The 19949-nt window shown below is 40.2% G+C and carries 13 protein-coding genes; 4 read left to right on the top strand and 9 right to left on the bottom strand.

Features of this window, described 5'->3' with window-relative positions:
• Nucleotides 1-41 precede the first annotated feature (41 nt).
• From ACS125_RS15035 to sbnA, 7 genes are all read right to left on the bottom strand, one after another.
• On the bottom strand, nucleotides 42-2291 hold the full coding sequence (locus ACS125_RS15035) for a TonB-dependent receptor (RefSeq protein ID WP_443273016.1): 2250 nt from the start codon (nucleotides 2289-2291) through the stop codon (nucleotides 42-44).
• Between the two features lie 153 nt (nucleotides 2292-2444).
• On the bottom strand, nucleotides 2445-3218 hold the full coding sequence (locus ACS125_RS15030) for an HpcH/HpaI aldolase family protein (RefSeq protein WP_443273014.1): 774 nt from the start codon (nucleotides 3216-3218) through the stop codon (nucleotides 2445-2447).
• Nucleotides 3211-6738 (bottom strand): IucA/IucC family protein, encoded by a 3528-nt coding sequence (locus ACS125_RS15025; RefSeq protein WP_443273012.1) that lies wholly within the window; start codon nucleotides 6736-6738, stop codon nucleotides 3211-3213. Before ACS125_RS15025 ends, ACS125_RS15030 begins: the two co-directional genes overlap by 8 nt.
• Nucleotides 6735-7940, bottom strand: coding sequence for an MFS transporter (locus tag ACS125_RS15020; RefSeq protein ID WP_443273010.1), 1206 nt, complete (start codon nucleotides 7938-7940; stop codon nucleotides 6735-6737). Before ACS125_RS15020 ends, ACS125_RS15025 begins: the two co-directional genes overlap by 4 nt.
• Before the next feature lie 3 nt (nucleotides 7941-7943).
• Nucleotides 7944-9584 (bottom strand): IucA/IucC family protein, encoded by a 1641-nt coding sequence (locus ACS125_RS15015; RefSeq protein ID WP_443273999.1) that lies wholly within the window; start codon nucleotides 9582-9584, stop codon nucleotides 7944-7946.
• Between the two features lie 71 nt (nucleotides 9585-9655).
• Nucleotides 9656-10669: a 2,3-diaminopropionate biosynthesis protein SbnB gene (sbnB, locus tag ACS125_RS15010; protein ID WP_443273008.1), complete on the bottom strand. Its 1014-nt coding sequence runs from the start codon at nucleotides 10667-10669 to the stop codon at nucleotides 9656-9658.
• Nucleotides 10670-10690: 21 nt separating this feature from the next.
• Complete coding sequence (gene sbnA, locus ACS125_RS15005) at nucleotides 10691-11695, bottom strand: 2,3-diaminopropionate biosynthesis protein SbnA (protein ID WP_312821810.1); 1005 nt, start codon at nucleotides 11693-11695, stop codon at nucleotides 10691-10693.
• Between the two features lie 499 nt (nucleotides 11696-12194).
• Here sbnA and ACS125_RS15000 point away from each other — a divergent pair, with 499 nt between their 5' ends.
• Nucleotides 12195-12314: a hypothetical protein gene (locus ACS125_RS15000; protein WP_081399497.1), complete on the top strand. Its 120-nt coding sequence runs from the start codon at nucleotides 12195-12197 to the stop codon at nucleotides 12312-12314.
• A gap of 1 nt (nucleotide 12315) precedes the next feature.
• Here ACS125_RS15000 and ACS125_RS14995 read toward each other — a convergent pair whose 3' ends face one another.
• The gene (locus tag ACS125_RS14995; RefSeq protein ID WP_174728047.1) at nucleotides 12316-13338 is read right to left on the bottom strand and encodes an ABC transporter substrate-binding protein; all 1023 of its coding nucleotides are present in this window, start codon (nucleotides 13336-13338) and stop codon (nucleotides 12316-12318) included.
• Nucleotides 13339-13929, bottom strand: a complete 591-nt coding sequence (locus ACS125_RS14990; protein WP_016140698.1) for an ANTAR domain-containing response regulator — start codon at nucleotides 13927-13929, stop codon at nucleotides 13339-13341. It abuts the gene before it with no gap.
• Between the two features lie 455 nt (nucleotides 13930-14384).
• On the opposite strand from ACS125_RS14990, the gene ACS125_RS14985 reads away from it, so the two are divergent.
• From ACS125_RS14985 to nirD, 3 genes are read left to right on the top strand one after another with little or no spacing between them, the layout of a single operon-like run.
• Nucleotides 14385-15725: an MFS transporter gene (locus ACS125_RS14985; RefSeq protein ID WP_016140699.1), complete on the top strand. Its 1341-nt coding sequence runs from the start codon at nucleotides 14385-14387 to the stop codon at nucleotides 15723-15725.
• A 27-nt stretch (nucleotides 15726-15752) separates the two neighbouring features.
• Nucleotides 15753-18299 carry a nitrite reductase large subunit NirB gene (gene nirB, locus ACS125_RS14980; protein ID WP_443273004.1) on the top strand — a complete coding sequence of 849 codons (2547 nt, stop codon included), beginning with the start codon at nucleotides 15753-15755 and terminating at the stop codon, nucleotides 18297-18299.
• 14 nt (nucleotides 18300-18313) lie between these two features.
• Complete coding sequence (gene nirD, locus ACS125_RS14975) at nucleotides 18314-19936, top strand: nitrite reductase small subunit NirD (RefSeq protein WP_443273002.1); 1623 nt, start codon at nucleotides 18314-18316, stop codon at nucleotides 19934-19936.
• Nucleotides 19937-19949: the final 13 nt, after the last annotated feature.

The following is a 19949-nucleotide window of genomic DNA, read 5'->3' as shown; positions in this document are numbered from 1 at the left end:
CATGGATCTCCTTTTTGTGAAACAGTCTAAGTTAGTTTTGATTACCACTTATGGCTATAAGAAACCTTCAGCGTTGCACCATTTGCCACTAAATGGCTAGTATTATTACCCGATCTTAATAATTGGCTATAAAGAGGATAGTACTTGCGGTTAAACATGTTCTCTAAACCAATTGTGACAGTATCTTTTTTGTTAAGCGCAAAGCTACTGATTAAATCTGCTGTTGTATAAGTTTTTACATCGTAGCGTCCAAAACTATTTACACCGTTCAAGCGATAATCTTCTGAACCGAAGTAAGTAGCTTGCAGACGGTTGGTCCAAGTTTCAGTTGGACTATAAGAAACGTAAGCTGTGAGTTTTAATGGTGGAATACGGAAGCCTGTCATGTCTTGTTCAGTACCGTTTTGCGGTTTTTCACGACCTTTCATCCACGTAACGCTACCACCCGTTCCCCAAACATTAGCATCGTCAAGATAGTCAACAGTTGCTTCCACACCAGTAACTTTTTCTTTGGTTCTAGTCATATCCAAACTATTACTTACTGGTTGCACTGCACCAAGGTCAGAAGTAGAGTGGAATACAGCTAAACTTGAAGAGAAGTTATTAAAGTTTCCTTTCCAACCCAACTCATAGTTATCAACTTTTACAGGTTCTAAAAATGATGAGCCAAGATTAAAACCTGTGCTGGCATTACGAATGACTACACCAACATCAGGTAATTGAAAACCTTGATTAAACGATGCATAAATCGAGTGTTGGTCATTTGGAGAGAAAGTCACGTTAGCATTGTACAACCATGCATCAGCTTTCACTTTTCCACCCTGAACTGTGTAAGGGTCGGGTTTACCTAATTGTGATAATGGAACAAAACTATCAATTTGGGCGTAGCTATCTTCATAGCGTGTACCAGCTTCTGCTGACCATTGATCATTAAAGCGGTGCTTTAACTGTACAAAGCCACCCACACTTTGTGTGGTAAGTTCAGGTAAATAAATAAGCTTGCCAGTTTTTACAAACTCTAAGCCACCAGATTGATCATAAATATCAGGATCGAAAATATCTAGAGGCATTTCGCTTTTTTCACGGCTGAAGTCACCACCCCAAACCAATGATGTGTCGCCTAAAAATTCAAGTGGTGTAGTAACAGTTAAACGGCTACCGAGTACGTTATTTTCTTGAGATACCTGATCCACTTGTCCACCACGTGGGCTGACTTTATCTGGGGCAACACGTGCGTCAAATGGTGAAAAACGAGTAAAGAAGTCGCGGTAATAAATTTGGGCATCAACCTTATTACCAAAAAAGTCTTTATGGTTATAAGTCAAATTGTAGATTTGGTTTTCGTTTTTCGTCTGATCTTTGAGCTTTAAGCCTTTAATTGCTTTTGCCGGTACAGTTCCAGCAGGGGCATTCTTAACGCTTGTGTCAGATGCATAATCTGAGTCTTGCTCGGCATTATAGTAGTTTGCAGCAAACTGTAGGTATTGGTTGTCATCAATATGGTAACCCAGTTTACCACCTACGCTGTAAGCATCAGCATCATATAAATCACCCTGACTTGGTTCCGGTGCAACACGGTCACCACTTGCATCGTATGGGCTACCAATACGTTGATAACCAAAGTCGAGCGCATAATCAAATGCATTAAAGCTGCCTGTGAAATATTGGTGAATATCTCCACCCAAAGCATCAGAACGGAAATTCGTTAAAGGTGTTTGAAGTCCAACCACGGTTTTTGCGGTAGGTTCACCACCCGCAGCTTTTGTCGTAATTGAAATAATTCCACCCGCAGCACCACCGCCATAAATAGCATTACTGCCGCGAATCACTTCAATATTCGCAATACTTTCAGGATCAATTGCTGAAAGTCCACGTGATGTATCGCGTGTAAGGTTCATCGGCACGCCATCGACCAAGATCAGGGCATTACGACCACGTAAGGTTTGACCATAATCGGTAATGGTTCGGCTTGAGTCCGATAGGCCTGGTACGGCTTTCGCTAAAACGGTTGCAATACTGCCAGATGAACCATTTCTTAAAAGTTCAATTTGTTTTTCATCTAACTTGGTGACTTGTTTGGCAGAGGTAGAGAGTTCATCTGCCCGTGAAGCAGTGATCGTAATTGTAGGAAGTGATTCAGGTTTCTTTTCTGTTTCTGTGGTTTCAGCAGGTGAAGCTGCAAATGCTGAGTTTGAAAGGAAAATAGCTCCACCAAGTGAAAGAAGTGGAATGATATTTTTAACTTCAGACTTTCTTGTAAAAAGTTTATTACTTTTTATGTTATTTCCCATTATCTCGCCCTGAGAGTGATTTTAAATTGAGCGAATTATAAATGAGAATCATTGTAATTAACAATATTATTAATTGCTTTAAAATAATATATTTGAAATTTATTCAATGAATTAGGGGAATGGGAATTTATTCCCCTAAAAAGGTGTGAACAGTTATGAGTTGTCCTTAAAGGTATTTAGATGGTTTTGATGGGCACGGCGAATAATGCTGCGGTCATCACCGAGTACAAAAAGCTGAACGGATTGTTGTTTCCATGCAGCAATATCTTCAGGTTGGCGGGGAATAGCACAGAAATGCTTTTGACTATTTTTAGTCTTTATATACATCTCTTGAACCTTTTCTTTCAGTTTTGGATGGCTGGTTTGCCAAGGTATTCCCATCGATTGGGAAAGATCAGCAGCGCCTTCAAGAATAATATCGATGCCTTCAACTTTTAAAATTTCATCAAGTTGTTCTAGTCCTTCTAAGCTTTCAATCATAGCAATGACAACAGTCTCGTTTGCTGCCTGTTGAACAAAACTCGCTAAATCATCAATACCGTATCGATTTAACCTTGTCGAATTCAGCCCTCTTTGTCCAAGCGGCATATAGTGACAATAGTTCACCGCCTCTTGTGCCTGCTTCGCATTTTCAATACGTGGAAACACAATGCCCGTTACCCCTGCATCGAGCAGAGGTAGTACGAGGTGGTTCGCGTTTAAAGGCACTCTTACAAACACATCAAGGCTCATAGCTCTAGCGGCTAAAATCATGGTCTCGACTTGAGACGTACTAAATAAAGTATGTTCCAAGTCGATAATAATAAAGTCATAGCCCGCAAGTGCCAGTTGTTCAACATTAATCGGAGAAGCTACGGAACAAAATATTCCGTAGAGCGTCTCGCCGTGTGCTATTCGTTTCTTAAAAGAAATCGAATATTTATTCATATTCAATTTCCTTAATAAGACTAAGCGGGTTTGGTGTGGTTTGTACTCTTAGGCGAATTTCTGGAAGGAAACGGCGGCTTGCAAGCTGTTCAATGTCGATAGTGTCATCTGTAAAGTTAAATAATTCATATCGTTCGCTAAATTCTGGGTGAGCTTCTTTATGTTGATTGATGATGGTTCTTAACATAGTCCAGAATTTGATTTCATCGAAGTCATAATGTTCATTTAAGAAAATCGCTAACTCAGCCAGATTTACAAACCACAGCGCATCTTGAGTAAAGTCTCTTAACTCATTTGGAGAATGGGTTTCCAAGAAAGAGTTCGGATTAATTTTGGCATGTTCTTTCGGCGCATCTTGCAAGTTAGGTAAAAGGTCGGGCTCGCGCAACAGATGGCGGCTAAAACGAATGCCATCATGGAAATCTTTCAAAGCAGCTTTAACGGGTAAGCCATTTTTATGAATGAGCACCATGTTTTGTGCATGTGACTCTAAAGCAAGGCCGTGGCACCATAAAATATGCATGATCGGTAAATAAGCATTGGTGAGTAACTTTTCTAACCAGAACTCAATCCCGTACTCTTGAATCCACTCATCAATTAAAGGTTTTTGGTCTGTATCGAGTTGCATTAGACCGGTTACTGGCGTTGCTGATTCACCTTCTTTTAAGTAACTGTAAATACTTTCGCGCCAAATGCAGGCGAGTGCGCCGTATTGAACTGGAAGAGCAATCGACTGGTTAACTGAAAGACCGCCAATCTCTCTTAAAATAACAGGCTTACGTTGTTTTTCTAAAATATGGTCTTGCTCAACAATGTTATAAAGCCAGTCACTCATTTTTGCAGCATTTTGAACGGTATGCGGTGCCAATACACGAGAGGTAGAAGTATTGACCAAGTTCATTGCCAATTTGAGAGAAAGCGCCGAGATATCACTAATATTTGATAAGGTTCGAATTGACTGCTGTGGTAAATAAGTTGGGCCTTCAATATCTAACGGAATGATCAGTTGGTTGCTAATTGCATCTTGATAATATAATTCAATAATTTTATCCCACTGCCACGGGTGAATTGGGGTGAGAATATAATCTTTAAAATCTACATTTTGCTCTTTCAATTGATCATTAATAGTTTGTAAATCTTTTTCTGAAAAATGCTGTTTATAAAGCTGCTCTAAATTAATGGTTTCACTTAAAACCAGTTTGCATAAACTGTTATGAGTCGCGACCCATTGAACCGTAAAACCTTCAGAAAGCTCTGGTGCATATTTCTGGTTTTCTTTTAAATCGAAGCCAATACGAGACTTAAAACTTGGGTGATATAAATGCGCATTGGTAATTCGCGCTTCTTGTTCTAGGTAAGGCAAAGTTCTTAATGGTTGAGCAGGCGCTTGGCTTAAAGTTTGCGCATGTTTAACGTAAGTTAAATTGAGTTCATCATTAAAGTTTTGCCATTTAACTGGGTCTGCTTCAATAATATTTTTTAGATCGGCAAGTAGCGTTTTTAAGTTAGGGCGAGTTTCAGTGTCTAAAGTAATATCAGAACGAACTAAGCTTGAAGGATCTAACTTAATTCGTTTAAAACTAAAATGTCGTTTGGCCGCGCAGGTATAAAAAATAGTATCGGAAATATAAAACTTGATTTGACCTTTAGAAAACTCGTATTTAAAGGTATTTTCAAAAATAAGCGCTTCTAATAATTGGCCCATCACGCGATTTTCCGCGTGGGTTTTATAATTGGTTTGTTGTGTTGGTTGAAGAGAGCAAAGTGCCTCTGCGCCGCGATATTTATAAATAGGGTTTTCAACTTCAATCCAGATTGGATTGCCACCACTGTGGTAGAGCGTATTTAACATATTTGCCTTGATTGGTAATGTGAGTGAATTAATTAATAAATCGCGGTACTGCTGACCTTTGGCGCTAAAGTTTTCTTGTGTGAGCGTAAGACGGGTGGCTTGCCAAAGTTCAGATTCTTCAATGACCGTAACTCGTGCAATTGCACTGATGAGGTGAGCAATGTGATTGATCACGAGATAATATTTTAAAAACGTCCATGCATCTTTTTGAGAGAACCAAACGGTACTATCTTCAGAAATAGATGAGTCGTCTTCTATCATTTCTGGAACAATACTAATGCCTTCCATGTCTCGAAGAATAAGACGGTGTGGATAGCCATTTTTAAATTCCATTAAGCTATTTTGCATGTGCGCTTCTACGCTAATGCCTTTGTTTGCAAACAGCTCAACTAATGGAATAAGTGAAACTTTAACGTACTGTTTCCACCAAAAAGTAATGAAGTCTTTCGCATCGTTCGATTGCAAATTTTGATTCGGTGCCGCTTGCTGAATAAAGCTTAAAAGTGGGATTTCATGGTTTTCGTTTTCTTCAACCAAGCCGCCGAGCATTCGGGTATTTTCTAATACCTCTGGCGGAAGTCCCGCTCTATAAATAATGCCAAATGAACTTTCAAGCTCAGGTATTTTGACTGTTTTCGCCTCTAACTCTGGCAGAATCACAAGGTCTGGATATTGCTCATTAATCTTGTGATTGATAATAATTTTGCTCGCATCAATCGCGCGTTCCATCTCATCCATTGGGTTATTACGAATGAAACTGGTAATACGTACATCAATAGAGAGTTTTAAGAATAGGTTCAATTGAGGTAACCACACTGTACGAACGGATGAAGTTGGCCATACGGTTTGGCCTAATGCACCTAGATAGATTACATCTTGGCTGTCTAAATGTTTCTTTAACGATGGATGTTGAAGTAAGAAATTGGCTTGCCAAGGATGGGTTGGCATAAGCTCATAGTTTGCGAAGTTTTCTTGCAAACGCTCTTTTGCGGTTTCTAAAACTTCATCTTCAATATGGTAAGAAGGCTGTTCTTCACTTACCAGCTTTTGAATTAGAGAAGAATGAACCGCGAAGTAGTGAAGTTGGAAACTGGCGCCTAGCTCAGGGCTATATTTTTTCATGTCTTCTTTAGAAAAACCTAAGTTGGCTTTAGAAGTCACATGAAAAGGATGCCCATATAACATGCCTTGTTCAGTTGCTTGAAAACCGCTTAACGCTTTAGTTGCTGATTGGGAAGGCTTATTTTCTAAAAAGAATTTTGTATTCTCGATACTATTAGCAATATCAAAATACAGGTTCTTATTTTGATTTTTATCTTTAAATAAGCTATTCAGCTCATCTGTAATCAGCTTCACTAAATTTTTAGGGTCGGTAAGCGAGTCAAATGTATTGTTGCTTAAGTTTTGTAGGCTAAAACCACGTTGATATCTATGATAACCAGTGGTGGATAGATGCTGAACTGCGCCATAAACAGTCGTGTTAGATGCATTAAACGTATAAGCAAAATACAGGGTATCTGGTTGCTCCGCATACAGTGTGAATAAAGGAGAGTCTTGAGCTGGGATAATGCGTTCTTCAAGATTCACTTTAAGTTCACGAAAGAAAGTATTCAGGTACTGTTCGAAAAGTTTATAAGACCATGCATCTGTTGTAATAATTGAGTTCATTCTTGTGCCTCTTCTAAAATTGTATCCATTAAGAATCTGTTTAAAATCACTACTAATCCCGCACCGATAAAAAATAGTGAAGTGCAGATTAATGCAGCGGTGATATTGAAAAATGAGTAGGTGAGCGTGATGGTGATTGGGCCAATAAGTTGTCCTAAGACAAAGGCACTGTTAGAAATACCAATCACTTTTCCTTGGCTTTGAGCGCCGGCTTTTAGAGAAATTGTGTGCAAGATCGAAGGAATAAGGGCTGCAAAGCAAAAGCCTTGTATGAGTCGTAATACAAGAACTAGCCAAATATTCGAAACCCAGATCAATGCGAAAATCGTGATACCGCAAATTAAAGATGCGTAAATGAAGTTATTAAAAGAATCTCCTTTATCATCATTTCTTTTTCCCCAATAGGTTGCAGCAATAAAGGCTGCTCCCCATGAAAGCGCATGAATTGTTCCAGTTAAACTTGCAGCGGATAATGATGAATGAGTGCTTTGGCTTATTTCGCTAATGTATAAAACGAAGCAAGACACCAAACCAAAGCCACCGGCTTGAACCAAAATGCCCGCGCTTAACCATGAAAAAATTGTTCTATCAAATAAAGCTGGAAGCTTAGATTTCTCTTTGGTTTTTGGCGCCTCGGTTTTAACGGGCTTGGTTAGTACAAATGACGCGATCACAATGAGTGTCATCACAACAAAAGCTGTCGCGTTGAGTAATACTTCAACCCGCCATTGATCCATAAATATCCCGCCGAGTACGGGACCACATAAGCAAGCTAGCGCGACACTACTTTGCAGTTGTCCAAAAGCGGCGCCTCGTTGTTGCTCATTGGAAAGATATGAAACATAGGCATTTAAAATCACGGAAAGACCACAAAAACCAAGTAAAATTCGCGCGAAAATAAATAGGTATAAATGCTGGGCGCTCGCCATGAGCAGTATTGAAATACAGAAGCCAGCCAAAGAAAGTAACAAGGCTTTTTTATGGCCGAATGTGTCGGATAGGTGTCCCACAATCGGTGCGGTAAATAAACTGCCAATGGCGGGAGCCGCGAGTGCTAAACCTGCCCAGATAGTGGGAGCACTCATATGCGCCGTCAGTTTTTCCATATAAAGCGGCATGATCGGAATAAGCACCATGAGCCCGAAAGTGGAAAAAAACTGACAGAGCAAAATAATGAAATGATCTAGGCGAGATGAGCGCATGATTTAAATATCCATGGTCTCATAGCTAGAAACAGACAAGCTCTGATAAGGGTTGGGTGTGGTCCCGATTTTACTTGGCATGCCTGTTGAGTCACTTTCTTGCGCGAGTAAAGGGGTAAGTAGCTGTTTGAATGGCCAAGTCTTATTGTCAAAAAGATAAGTTTGAATTTGTGATTTTGTTTGCTCTGAAATCGGTTGGGTTTCTACAAAATCTTGAATAATGTCTTGAACCATTTCCCAAAAATCGCTTTCTGTACGATCTGTATATTTCAGAGTAGCTAGAGCAATCGGGTAGAGGTTAATTTGAATCCCTAAGGTAATGAAGTAGTTAAATAAGTCCTCATTTTTAGTAAAGATAAGATTGTTCGGTGTACTGGTATCAATGGTATAGATCGGAGGTGTAAAACCGCTTTCTTCAATGGCTGTGGTACATATTCTTAAGGTATCGTGGTCACGTAAAATAAAGCATTTAAACTTATTATTTTCATAACACACCATCGTGTTTTGCCCGTGGCATTCCGGCATGATTCCTTTTGCCCAAAGCGTTAAGAATGTTTGAATAAAATGAACACTTAAGTCTTTTAATAATGTCCATTTGTCGCCTTCAATGCCTAATGTTTCCCAAGGGTCAACATAAGTACAGCTTAAAGCTGACATGGTAATAGGTGTAACGTTTTTGTCTTGGCAAAAATCGGGTAAATGTCTGACTTGGCAACCGATTACACCTAAATTTTTTACAATCGGCTCTTGTTTACCGAGTACCCACCAATGCGTTTCATTACTCAAAAAGAGGCGATTTTTTAATAAAGAAGTTTCATTAATGACTTCATTTAAAAAATCATAAGCCGTATGTCCATTCATTAAATAACGACCTGGCATAGAGCGGATTGCACCTAATGTTTTGGCATTGGTTGAGAGTTTTAAATGCAGAGTAGGGTTTGCGTTGTGAATAAGCGTTCTTAAAGAAGAAGTCGGTAAACCAATTGTGGTGACATGGTTTAGGTCAATAGCGCCGTACTTATTTTCATCAAACTTTAAATAGCGATGTTGAGTCTCTAACAAAGGCAGGGCTAAGTAATCATCTGAAAGCTTCGCTATTTTTTCAGTAATATGCTTGTTCTCAGCTTCGGATAACAGAAGCTCTTTATGAGGAATCGACTCCATATTATTGATCACGTCATCTTTCTTAAAAGCCCACCAATACACCTCAATTTCTTTTTGAGTTGTGAGTGGTGCAAGTTCACCTTTTGAGTGAGCGAACGGATGAAATGGACGATCAGCTACTAGCGAGAGCAATTCACTAGTAACTAAAGGCGATGAAAATGAAAGTGCTGACTGTAAAATTTGAGGGATTTTTTCAGCCGTTACTAAGTTGTCGAGCCAATAATCAATCGCTTTTTGATGGTGTGGTGACGGCCACCAATTTGCTTGGGTTAAATAGCTAAAAACTTCAGAAATCGAAATTTTAGATGTGGTATTGCTCAACAGGTTATGAAGCAAAACTTCGGGTTGGGTAACATAGAAAGGATTTACACCATCTACTTTTAAACAATTGAAATAGAGTTCCAACTCATCATTGAGAGTAATTGCCAGATAAGGCTTTTTATAGGAAATATGATCTTTAAAATCTCCATAATTCTCCATGTAGAGTGCATCTATCGTTTTTTGTAGTTGTGCTGTGTAAATCCGATCTAACATTTTATTTATTCCTATTCTTATAAAAGCGGTAGAACCGTACCAACGTTTTGTTCTTGTGCGGCATTGAAGAACCACTTAGCGCAGACAATGTCATCAATCGCCATGCCCATTGGGTTGAGCAAAATAATTTCATCTTCGTGTTCGCGACCGTTTTTATGACCAATAATGATGTCACCAAGTTCAGCATGTAGTTTTTCACGGCTGAATAAGCCATCTTCAACGAGTACGTTGATGACTTTCTTTTCGCGGTTTGATTGGTCCCAGTCATCTACAATCACTTTGTCCACTTTTAAGAAGACTTCAGGCTCGATGTCCATAATTGAAATATTTGAAACAAAGCAGCCTTTTTTAAGCCACTCAAACGGAATGTAAGGTTTATCTGAAACTGTGCAGGTAATGAGGACATCAGCTTGCTGAATCGCAGACTTGGCGCTGTCATGAATTTCAATTTCTAAATGTGGATATTCGGAAAGGAACAATGTTTTGAGTTTTTCAGCTGCTTCTGGATTTACATCAAATAAATGGATTTTTTTCACTTGAGCATATTGTTCAAGCACAGTTTTAATCTGCATTTGAGCAATTGGCCCGCAGCCAATCACGGTAATGTCTGAAAAGTCTTTTTTCGCTAGATATTTAATCGAAACACCGGTAATTGCAGCAGTTCGCATGGCACTAATTAAGCTGCCTTCCATCACTGCAACTGGATAATTTGTTTCTGAGTCATTTAAAACAATCAGTGCGCTAGCACGTGGAATATTGAATTTTTTAGGGTTATGTTGTCTTGAGCCAATCCATTTAATTCCGGCAATCGGGTCATTGCCACCTAAATAGCAAGGCATGGCAATAATACGGTCAGCAATATGGTCGGCACCTTGCCAGCGAAGATAAGGTTTTAAGGGTTGTACAAACTGTTTATTTGCATGCAGGGTTAAACCTTCAGTAATCGCTTCAATAAATGAATTACTATGATTTGCGCCAAGATTTAATAAATCTGATTGACTTAAGTAGCGAAGGGTAGCCAAATTGCTCATGAATATGTCCTAAGGAGAAGGTTAAACAACATTTTGTAAAGTAAGGTTTTCTTGGCGTCGTACATTTCGATTGAAGTGACGTTTCTTAATCATTTCGAACCATTCATCTTCATAAACCAGATCTAAATAACGGTCGCCACGATCAGGCAACAGTGTTAAAACGCATGACCCAGCAGGAATGGTTGGAATCAGTTTTTTGATGGCTGAAATAGATGAGCCACTCGAACCGCCTGCAAAAATTCCTTCATGTTCAAGAAGCTCTCTGCAACCGAGTGCCGACTCATAGTCATCTACATAAATGACATCATCAATTTCATCGGGGGAGAGTAGTGGAGGGACAGTACTTGCACCAATGCCAGGAATTTCGCGTGGACCAGATGTGCCACCGAACAACACAGAGCCGACGATATCGACAGCGATCACTTTTAATTCGGGAAACTTTTCTTTAAGGCGACGAGACACGCCCATAATCGTGCCGGAGGTACTTGCTCCAATCACGAGGTAATCAATCTTGCGATCAATTTGATTTAGGATTTCTTCTGCTTCACCAAAATAGTGGCTTTTCCAGTTGTTTGGATTTGCATACTGATTAATCCAGACAGCATTCGGCAGTTGTTGGCAGAGTCGTTTTACAGTGTCAATTCTGGTTTTTAAGTAACCGCCGTTTTGGTCTTTTTCAGAGACCATTTCGATGTTGGCTTTGTAAAGCTTCAGCATTTGTAGGTTTGCTGAGGCAATTTTGGGGTCAATAACGGCAGTAAATTTTAATCCATATATTTTGCATGCCATTGCAAGCGCAATAGCTAAGTTCCCTGATGAGCTTTCAACAATATGACTATCTTTATTGATGACTCCAGATTTCAATCCTTCCTGTAGCATGAATAATGCTGGACGGTCTTTAATACTTCCTCCTGGGTTTAACAATTCCATTTTCGCAATCACTGAGACTGATTGATGCGTGAATAGCCTTGATAGTTGTAATAGTGGCGTTTTACCTATGCAGTCGAGAATATTTTCATGGATCATGGTAGATCTTCTCAGGTTTTTATGTGTTGTGAATGATAATGATTATTAATTTAATTATTATTACCATTTGTGCCATGATTGTTGCGGTTTGTAACTCAAAATAGGGAGCACTTATAGGATTTTTCACTAATTTTTTTTGTGTAATTATTTGAATCGTAATATTTATATTTTATAAAGAGAAAAATTAATAAATGTTTTAAATATAACTAGATAGGCAATAAATTACTTTTTAGCTAAAAAAAATAATCTAATTAAGACGGATGTTTGAAATTACTTTGAAGCAATAAAATTTATGACCTGACCCACATAATTTGTGTATCACTATTTTGTAGAGATCATAGATAAGTTTTATGCATAAAAAGAGAGGACTATTTGGGTACTCTCTTAAAAGGTTGAGAATGATTAACGAAATTGATGATGTGGCAGTTATTGATATGAAAATGTCTGAAAATGATATGTTTAGATACATATGATCATTTGCATAAGCGCTATATTTTCAATGGATCAGTTGAGTCCAAAAAATATAGTAATGCGTGTTTCGCATTTTGTCTTATGGGTCTTTCAAGCTGTCTTTTTTATAAAAGACAGCTTTTTTTATGCTGATTTGATTCTTAGATGACTTATGAAGAATATCGCTGTTTGGCTTGTTCATAAGCCTCAAGATTAATGCATTGAGCTCCCAAGCTTGTAATTTGTGCTTGGTTGATTTGTAGTTCATCCCACTTTTGCATTTGCTCAAGTAGCCAATAAAAGTCTTCTACTTTTGGAAGCGCACTTTCTTTTACTAAATGACGAACAATGTCCTGAATCTTAAAATATTTATCGACATGTACTTCTTCAGAACAATGAAAACGAACGATTCCAGACTCAACCAATAATTTTAAAATTGGCGCAAAGTCTTGTAACTCACTCAACTCTTGTTGGGCTTTCATGATTGCGGCGGTGAGCGCGACGAGCGTTTGTGGATGCTGCTCCGCCCATTCTTGCGTTACGGCTAAAACCTTATCAGCGACAGGAGGAATAACGTTTTGGCTTGAGCAAATCATTTTACTTAAACCAAGAAGCTCACCTTGGGTATTCCAAGGTTCACCTACACAGAAACCATCAATCACATGTTTGTCGAGTGCTTCGACCATATAAGGTGGTGGTAATGTTTTGAGCTGAATAGACTGCGCAAGTTTTGGGTTTGATAAAGCCAGCCATTCTCTTAAACAGTAATGGTGAATAGAATGCTTAAACACATGCGCTAAAGAAAGAGGATGACCTTGTTCAAGATAGCTCGCCACTTTTTGTGCCGTTACTTGTGCGGTGTCATTTTCTTGAATTGCAAGTTGATGAGTAAGCTTTTGACTTAAGCTGATATAAGCACGGTTTTCACTTAAAACCAGTGACGTTTGTAAAGGTGTACCAATTTGATCTGCGCCTACAGCCGCCGCAGGTAACATTGCCGATAAGCAATGGGCCGCGTCTAATAATCCAAAAGCAAGACGGTCGCGCAGACTCGCCCACGATGCTTCTTTAACTAAAGTAACCTCTAAACCTACTTCTTCAAAGAAACCTCTTTGTTTTGCCCAAAGCAACGCAAGACAATCAAGCAAAGGAATATAGCCAAGTTGTAATTGAGTCTTTTCTAATGTGCTCATTTATTCATCCTTTAGTTGATTGCCTAGTAATTTTTGAGCGTCAAGTAAACGCCGTGCCATTTCTCCAATTGTAATCCGATGGCTCATCGCATTTTTTCTAAGAAGCTGAAATGCAGTTTCTTCAGGTAGGCCATGCAGTTGCATCAGTAGTACTTTGGCTTTTTCAACATCCTTACGGTCGGCAAGTTTGGTTTGAGCCTCTTTTAAATCACCTTCGAGTTTTTTGTGCTTTTTATATTGCTCAATTGAGATTTCTAAAATGGTATGTAAGCGGGAAGGGTCGATGCCATCGACAATATACGCAGTTACTCCCGCATCGATGGCTTGTTTAATGGTGTCTTTATCAGAATTTTTGGTGAATAGAACTGTAGGTAGGTCATAACTACTGACACAACTTTCAATAATGTCACGATGGGGATGATCCATATCAAGCAAGATGACATCAGCTTGCAAATGTTCCAGACGAAAGATATTCAAATGATCCAAAGTAAGGCATGCGACTACTTCAAAATCATTTTCAAGCAAACTTTTTCTTATATAGTCGGCTCGCGCATGATCATCATCAATAAGGGCTATTTTGAGTTTTGGCATAAGTTCAGAAAATCAGGCTAAGAAAATGCGCCAATTCGACGCGTTTTTGTTATCAATTATTTAAGCAAGATTAATGCCATAGCAAACTAAAGAAAAAAACGAGCTTTAAGGCTAAATTAGCATGCTTAATGGCACTATTGATCAATCTTGGTGCAAAAGTACGATTCATTTTGTAGCAGAGCGTATTTTTACCTGAACACTATAACTGTGCAAGGTTAGAGCAGTCCAAAATATAAGAATATTCATTTTTATAATTTTTAAAACTTTATCTATATGAAAAATAATAATAAAAAATAATTAATTTAATTTTTTAAAAAGCTGGCATGCAAAATGCTTACTTATAACAGGTCGAAGACGACCATGAGTTTTAAAGACGGCCAATGATGTCCGTTCTGATCGAGTTTGTGAATACCTAGGTGTGCACAAAGAAGTTACGTTCAGTCGGAGTGAAGGCAATGTCTTTGAATTTGTCAGCCACAAAAGCAACATCTATTAAGCTGTTTAATTTTACAGTTCCAGCGATGCGGGCCTTCCACATGAGTTGGCTCGCTTTTTTTGCTTGCTTTTTTGCGTGGTTTGCCTGTGCACCTCTCATGCCAGTCATTGCAGGTGAGTTCCATTTAACAAAAGACCAAATTGCTAACATTAGCATTGCGGCCGTTGCTGTCACGATTGTCGTACGTTTGGTTGTCGGGCCTTTGTGTGACAAATATGGCCCACGTAAAGCATACATCACACTTTTACTTGTTGGCAGTATCCCGGTCATTGGGATCACTGCTGTTAGAAGTTACGAATCCTTTCTCTTTTTCCGCTTTTTGATTGGTGCCATTGGCGCAAGCTTTGTCATCACTCAATATCACACCAGCGTCATGTTTGCTCCCAATGTAGTGGGCACAGCCAATGCAACCGCCGTAGGTTGGGGTAATGCCGGCGGTGGTACCACACAAGCAGTCATGCCTTTGATTCTCTCCGCAATTGTGATGTTTGGCGTTGAGCAATCTATGGGCTGGCGTATTGCACTTTTAATGCCCGGCATAATGATGCTTGTAGTGGCATTCATGTATTGGAAATTTACCCAAGACTGTCCACAAGGCAACTTCGATGAGCTGCGCGCTCAAGGCATTGCAACAGATAGCGGTAAAAAAGGCGGCTGGGCTGTAATGAAACAAGCAGCTGGTAATTACCGCGTCTGGATTTTATTTGGGACATACGGCGCATGTTTTGGTGTTGAGATTTTTATGCACAACATCTTGGCCATGTACTACGTCGAAAAATTTCACTTTGGCTTAAAAGAGGCAGGCTTAACTGCCGGAATTTTAGGTCTACTTGCCATCTTTGCTCGCTCTTTGGGAGGTTTTCTCTCTGACAAAGTAGCAATCAAAAAAGGCTTGGATGGCCGTACAAAACTACTCTTTGTCATGATTTTGGGCGAAGGGCTATTCCTGATCTTATTTTCACAAATGAATGTCGCGCATTTGGCCATCATGAGCATGGTGGTCTTTGCACTCTTCATCAACATGGCATGCGGTGCGACCTATGCCATGGTTCCATTTATCGACCGTGAAGCACTGGGTGGTGTGTCTGGCATTATCGGTGCCGGAGGCAATGCAGGCGCGGTCGTTGCAGGTTTTTTATTAAAAGGTATGACAGATATTCAATCTTGCCTGATGGCATTAGGTGGATTTGTCATTGTCGCTGGATGCTTCGTGATGTTGATTCGCTTCTCGGTAGAGCACAAGGCAAAAGAACAACGTCTATTTGAGCAAGCTATTTTAGATCGCAATAACGCAGCTTAAAAGCAACGTGATTTGAGGAGAAACACTATGAAATTGGTAATGATTGGTCATGGTATGGTGGGCCACAAATTCATCGAAGCCATTTTAGAAAAAGCAGATGATGAACTGGAAATCACGATTCTCGCGGAAGAGCCTCGTATCGCGTATGACCGCGTACATTTGACAGAATATTTTTCGGGGAAATCGGCAAAAGATTTATCTTTAGCTCGTTTTGACTTTGCCGATGCGCATGGCATTGACTTACGTCTTAATACAAAAGCAACTGCAATTGATACAGCTGCACAAACAGTCACAACCAACCATGGCGATGTGATTAGCTATGACAAATTGGTGTTGGCAACGGGTTCTTATGCATTTGTTCCACCAATTCCGGGTAATGACCGTGAAAACTGTTTTGTTTACCGTACGATTGAAGACTTAGACGCGATTCGTGCAGCAAGTCTTAATGCAAAAACAGGTGTAGTCATTGGTGGTGGTTTACTTGGTCTTGAGGCAGCCAAAGCGTTGCGTGATTTAGATCTAGAAACCCATGTTGTTGAGTTTGCGCCACGTTTAATGGCAGTTCAAATTGATGACTTAGGGGGTAAAGTTTTACGCCGCAAAATCGAAGATCTTGGTGTAAAAGTTCATACACAAAAAGCGACTCAATCTATTGAATCGGGCAACAGCACTACGCATGTAATGAAATTTGCAGATGGTAGCGAGCTTGAAGCAGATGTGATTCTATTCTCTGCAGGTATTCGTCCGCGTGATGAGCTTGCTCGCAATAGTGGTCTCGCGATTGGTGAGCGTGGCGGTATTGTCATTAATGACTATTGCCAAACCTCAGACAAGAACATTTATGCCATTGGTGAATGTGCGCTTTGGCAAAACAAGATTTATGGTTTGGTTGCACCGGGCTATGACATGGCGCGTATTGCAGCAAAACACATTTCTGATGAACAGTGTAACTGCTTTGCTGGCGCAGACATGAGTACCAAACTGAAATTAATGGGGGTGGACGTTGCTTCTGTTGGTGATGCTCATGCCATGACACCGGGTGCATTAAGCTATTTCTATGCAGATGAGCATGCACTGGTTTATAAAAAGATCGTTGTAAATGCCGACAAAACCAAATTGCTTGGTGCAGTTTTGGTAGGCGACGCCAAAGAATACAACGATCTTTTACAAATGATGTTAAACGGTCTGGCTTTACCGGAAGTGCCTGAAAGCTTGATCATGCCGGGCTTTGAGCAGTCCGCAGGAAAATCTGGTGGTAGCGGTGTAGATTTGTTACCTGACAGCGCAACAATCTGTTCGTGTAACAACGTATCAAAAGCGGACATCTGCCAAGCGATTAGTGATGGTTCGACCTCTTTAGGTGCATTAAAGAAATGCACCAAAGCAGCAACTGCATGTGGTGGTTGTGCACCATTAGTGACGCAAGTTTTAAAGTCAGAATTACAACGTCAAGGTGTGACTGTAAATAACCATATCTGTGAACACTTTCCGTACTCGCGTCAAGAGCTACATCACTTGGTACGTGTCAATGAAATCAAAACTTTTGATGACTTGATTCACCAACATGGCCATGGTTTGGGTTGTGACATCTGTAAACCGACTGCCGCAAATATTTTGGCTTCTTGTTGGAATGATTTCGTACTTGAGCCAAGCCATGCAGGCTTACAAGACAGTAACGACTATTACTTGGGGAATATCCAAAAAGATGGTTCTTACTCGGTTGTACCACGTATGGCTGGCGGTGAAGTTACTCCAGATGGTTTGATTGCCATTGGTCAAATCGCGAAGAAATATAACCTGTACACCAAAATTACTGGCGGTCAACGTGTAGACATGTTTGGTGCGCAAGTTCACGAACTTCCATTCATTTGGGAAGAGTTAAATACTGCTGGTTTCGAGTCTGGTCATGCTTACGGTAAATCATTGCGTACCGTGAAATCATGTGTGGGAAGTACTTGGTGCCGTTACGGTGTAGACAACTCGGTTGGTTTAGCGATCGAACTTGAAAACCGCTACAAAGGTTTACGTTCACCCCATAAATTAAAAATGGCTGTGTCTGGATGTACACGTGAATGTGCGGAAGCACAAGGTAAAGATGTCGGTATTATCGCGACTGAAAAAGGTTGGAACCTTTATGTTTGTGGTAACGGTGGTATGAAACCACGTCATGCTGAATTACTCGCATCTGACCTCGATAAAGCAACGCTCATCCGTTACATCGACCGTTTCTATATGTTCTACATTCAAACCGCAGACCGTTTACAACGTACCAGTGTATGGCGCGACAACATGGAAGGTGGCTTAGATTACCTTAAATCTGTAGTTGTTGATGATTCTCTTGGTTTGGCTGCCGAGCTTGAGCGCCGTATGGAACACATTATTGGCACATATCAAGACGAATGGCGTACTGCGGTAGAAAATCCTGAAGTACGTAAACGCTTCCAGACCTATATCAATGCAGATGTAAGTGAACAGGCCGATCCACACATTCAATTTACGACTGAACGTGGTCAGATCCGCCCATTAACTGATGCTGAACGTTCAGAAGACCGCATTCCAATGGTTGAAGCATAACAAGGAGAATCTCTATGAATATTGTACAAGACAAAAATATGCTTCCTGATGATCAATGGATTGATGTATGTGCACTCAATGATTTAACCCCAAATACTGGCGCAGGTGCGCTAGTGGGCGGTCAAGCGGTTGCAATCTTCCGTGTGGGGCATGAAAAACGTGTTTACGTGCTGAGCAATAAAGATCCGTTTAGCCAAGCCAACGTCATGAGCCGCGGCATTATTGGCGATTTGCAAGGTGAGCGGGTCATTGCATCGCCAATCTATAAACAACACTTTAGTTTGGCAACGGGTCGTTGTTTAGAAGATAAAGATCAAAAACTCTCAGTTTATCCGAGCAAAATTGTTGATGGTCGTGTTTTGATCAACCCTGTGCCGCAAAAAACCTATATTACCAATACAGGTGTGTCTCAAGACAAACTTAAACTGGTATTGATTGGTAATGGTTTAGCAGGGATGCGTTGTCTAGAAGATTTACTTGATATGGCACCAGACCGTTATGAGGTCACGGTGATTGGTGAAGAACCATGGGGAAACTATAACCGCATTATGCTATCTCCGGTTTTATCAGGCGAAAAAACCATTGAAGACATCATGCTGCACCCACCAAAGTGGTATGACGATAAAGGCATCAAGTTTATTGCGGGTGACAAGGCTGTAAAAATTGATCGTCCACGTAAAGTGGTTTACACCGAAAAAGGGCAAACTGTTGATTATGACCGTTTGATCTTGGCAACAGGTTCGGCTCCGTTTATTCCGCCAGTTCAAGGTGTTGACTTAAAAGGCGTGTTAACTTTCCGCGATATTTATGACGTTAACACCATGATTGAATACTGCGGTTCAAAAACCAATGCAGTGGTGATTGGCGGTGGTTTACTTGGTTTAGAAGCAGCGTACGGTTTAAAACAACGCGGTATGAATGTAACTGTGCTGCATTTAATGGACCGCATTATGGAGCGTCAACTCGACAGCCGTGCGAGTCAGTTACTGCGTCATAGTATTGAGCAAAAAGGCATTCATATTATTACCGAAGCGAATACTGAAGCGTTAATTGGTGATGAAGACGGTCATGTGAAGCAAATCCGTTTGAAAGATGGCACGGTTTTAGAAGCCGATCTTGTGGTATTTGCAGTCGGTATTCGTCCAAATATTAGCTTGGCGCAAAGTGCCGGTTTACGTTGTAACCGCGGTGTGTTGGTGAATGACACCATGCAAACGTTTGACCCAAGTATTTATGCAGTGGGTGAGTGTATTGAACACCGTGGACAAACTTTTGGTTTGGTTGAACCATTATGGGGCCAAGCATTTATCTGCGCGACACACTTAGCAGAGCACGGCAGCTTAACTTTTAAAGCACCGACCGTACCGACTCAGTTAAAGGTGAGCGGTGTCGATGTATTCTCGGCGGGTAACTTTGAGCCTAAAGATGATTATGAAGACATTATTTTGAATGATGAAAAACGTCACATCTATAAACGCATTATTATTCAAGATGATAGAGTGATTGGCGCAGTTTTATTTGGCGATACTGAAGATGGCATGTGGTATGCAGAGTTAATTGCAGATCAAACCCCAGTCTCATCATTTAGAAATAAACTGCTATTTGGTCGAGATTTTGCATTAAAAAATGCAGGCTAAATAGGGAAAGGAG

Source organism: Acinetobacter sp. PFS20, from assembly GCF_052261015.1.
Lineage (GTDB): Bacteria > Pseudomonadota > Gammaproteobacteria > Pseudomonadales > Moraxellaceae > Acinetobacter.
The sequence above is the reverse complement of the archived record's forward strand: the minus strand, read 5'-3'. Positions and strand labels throughout refer to the sequence as shown.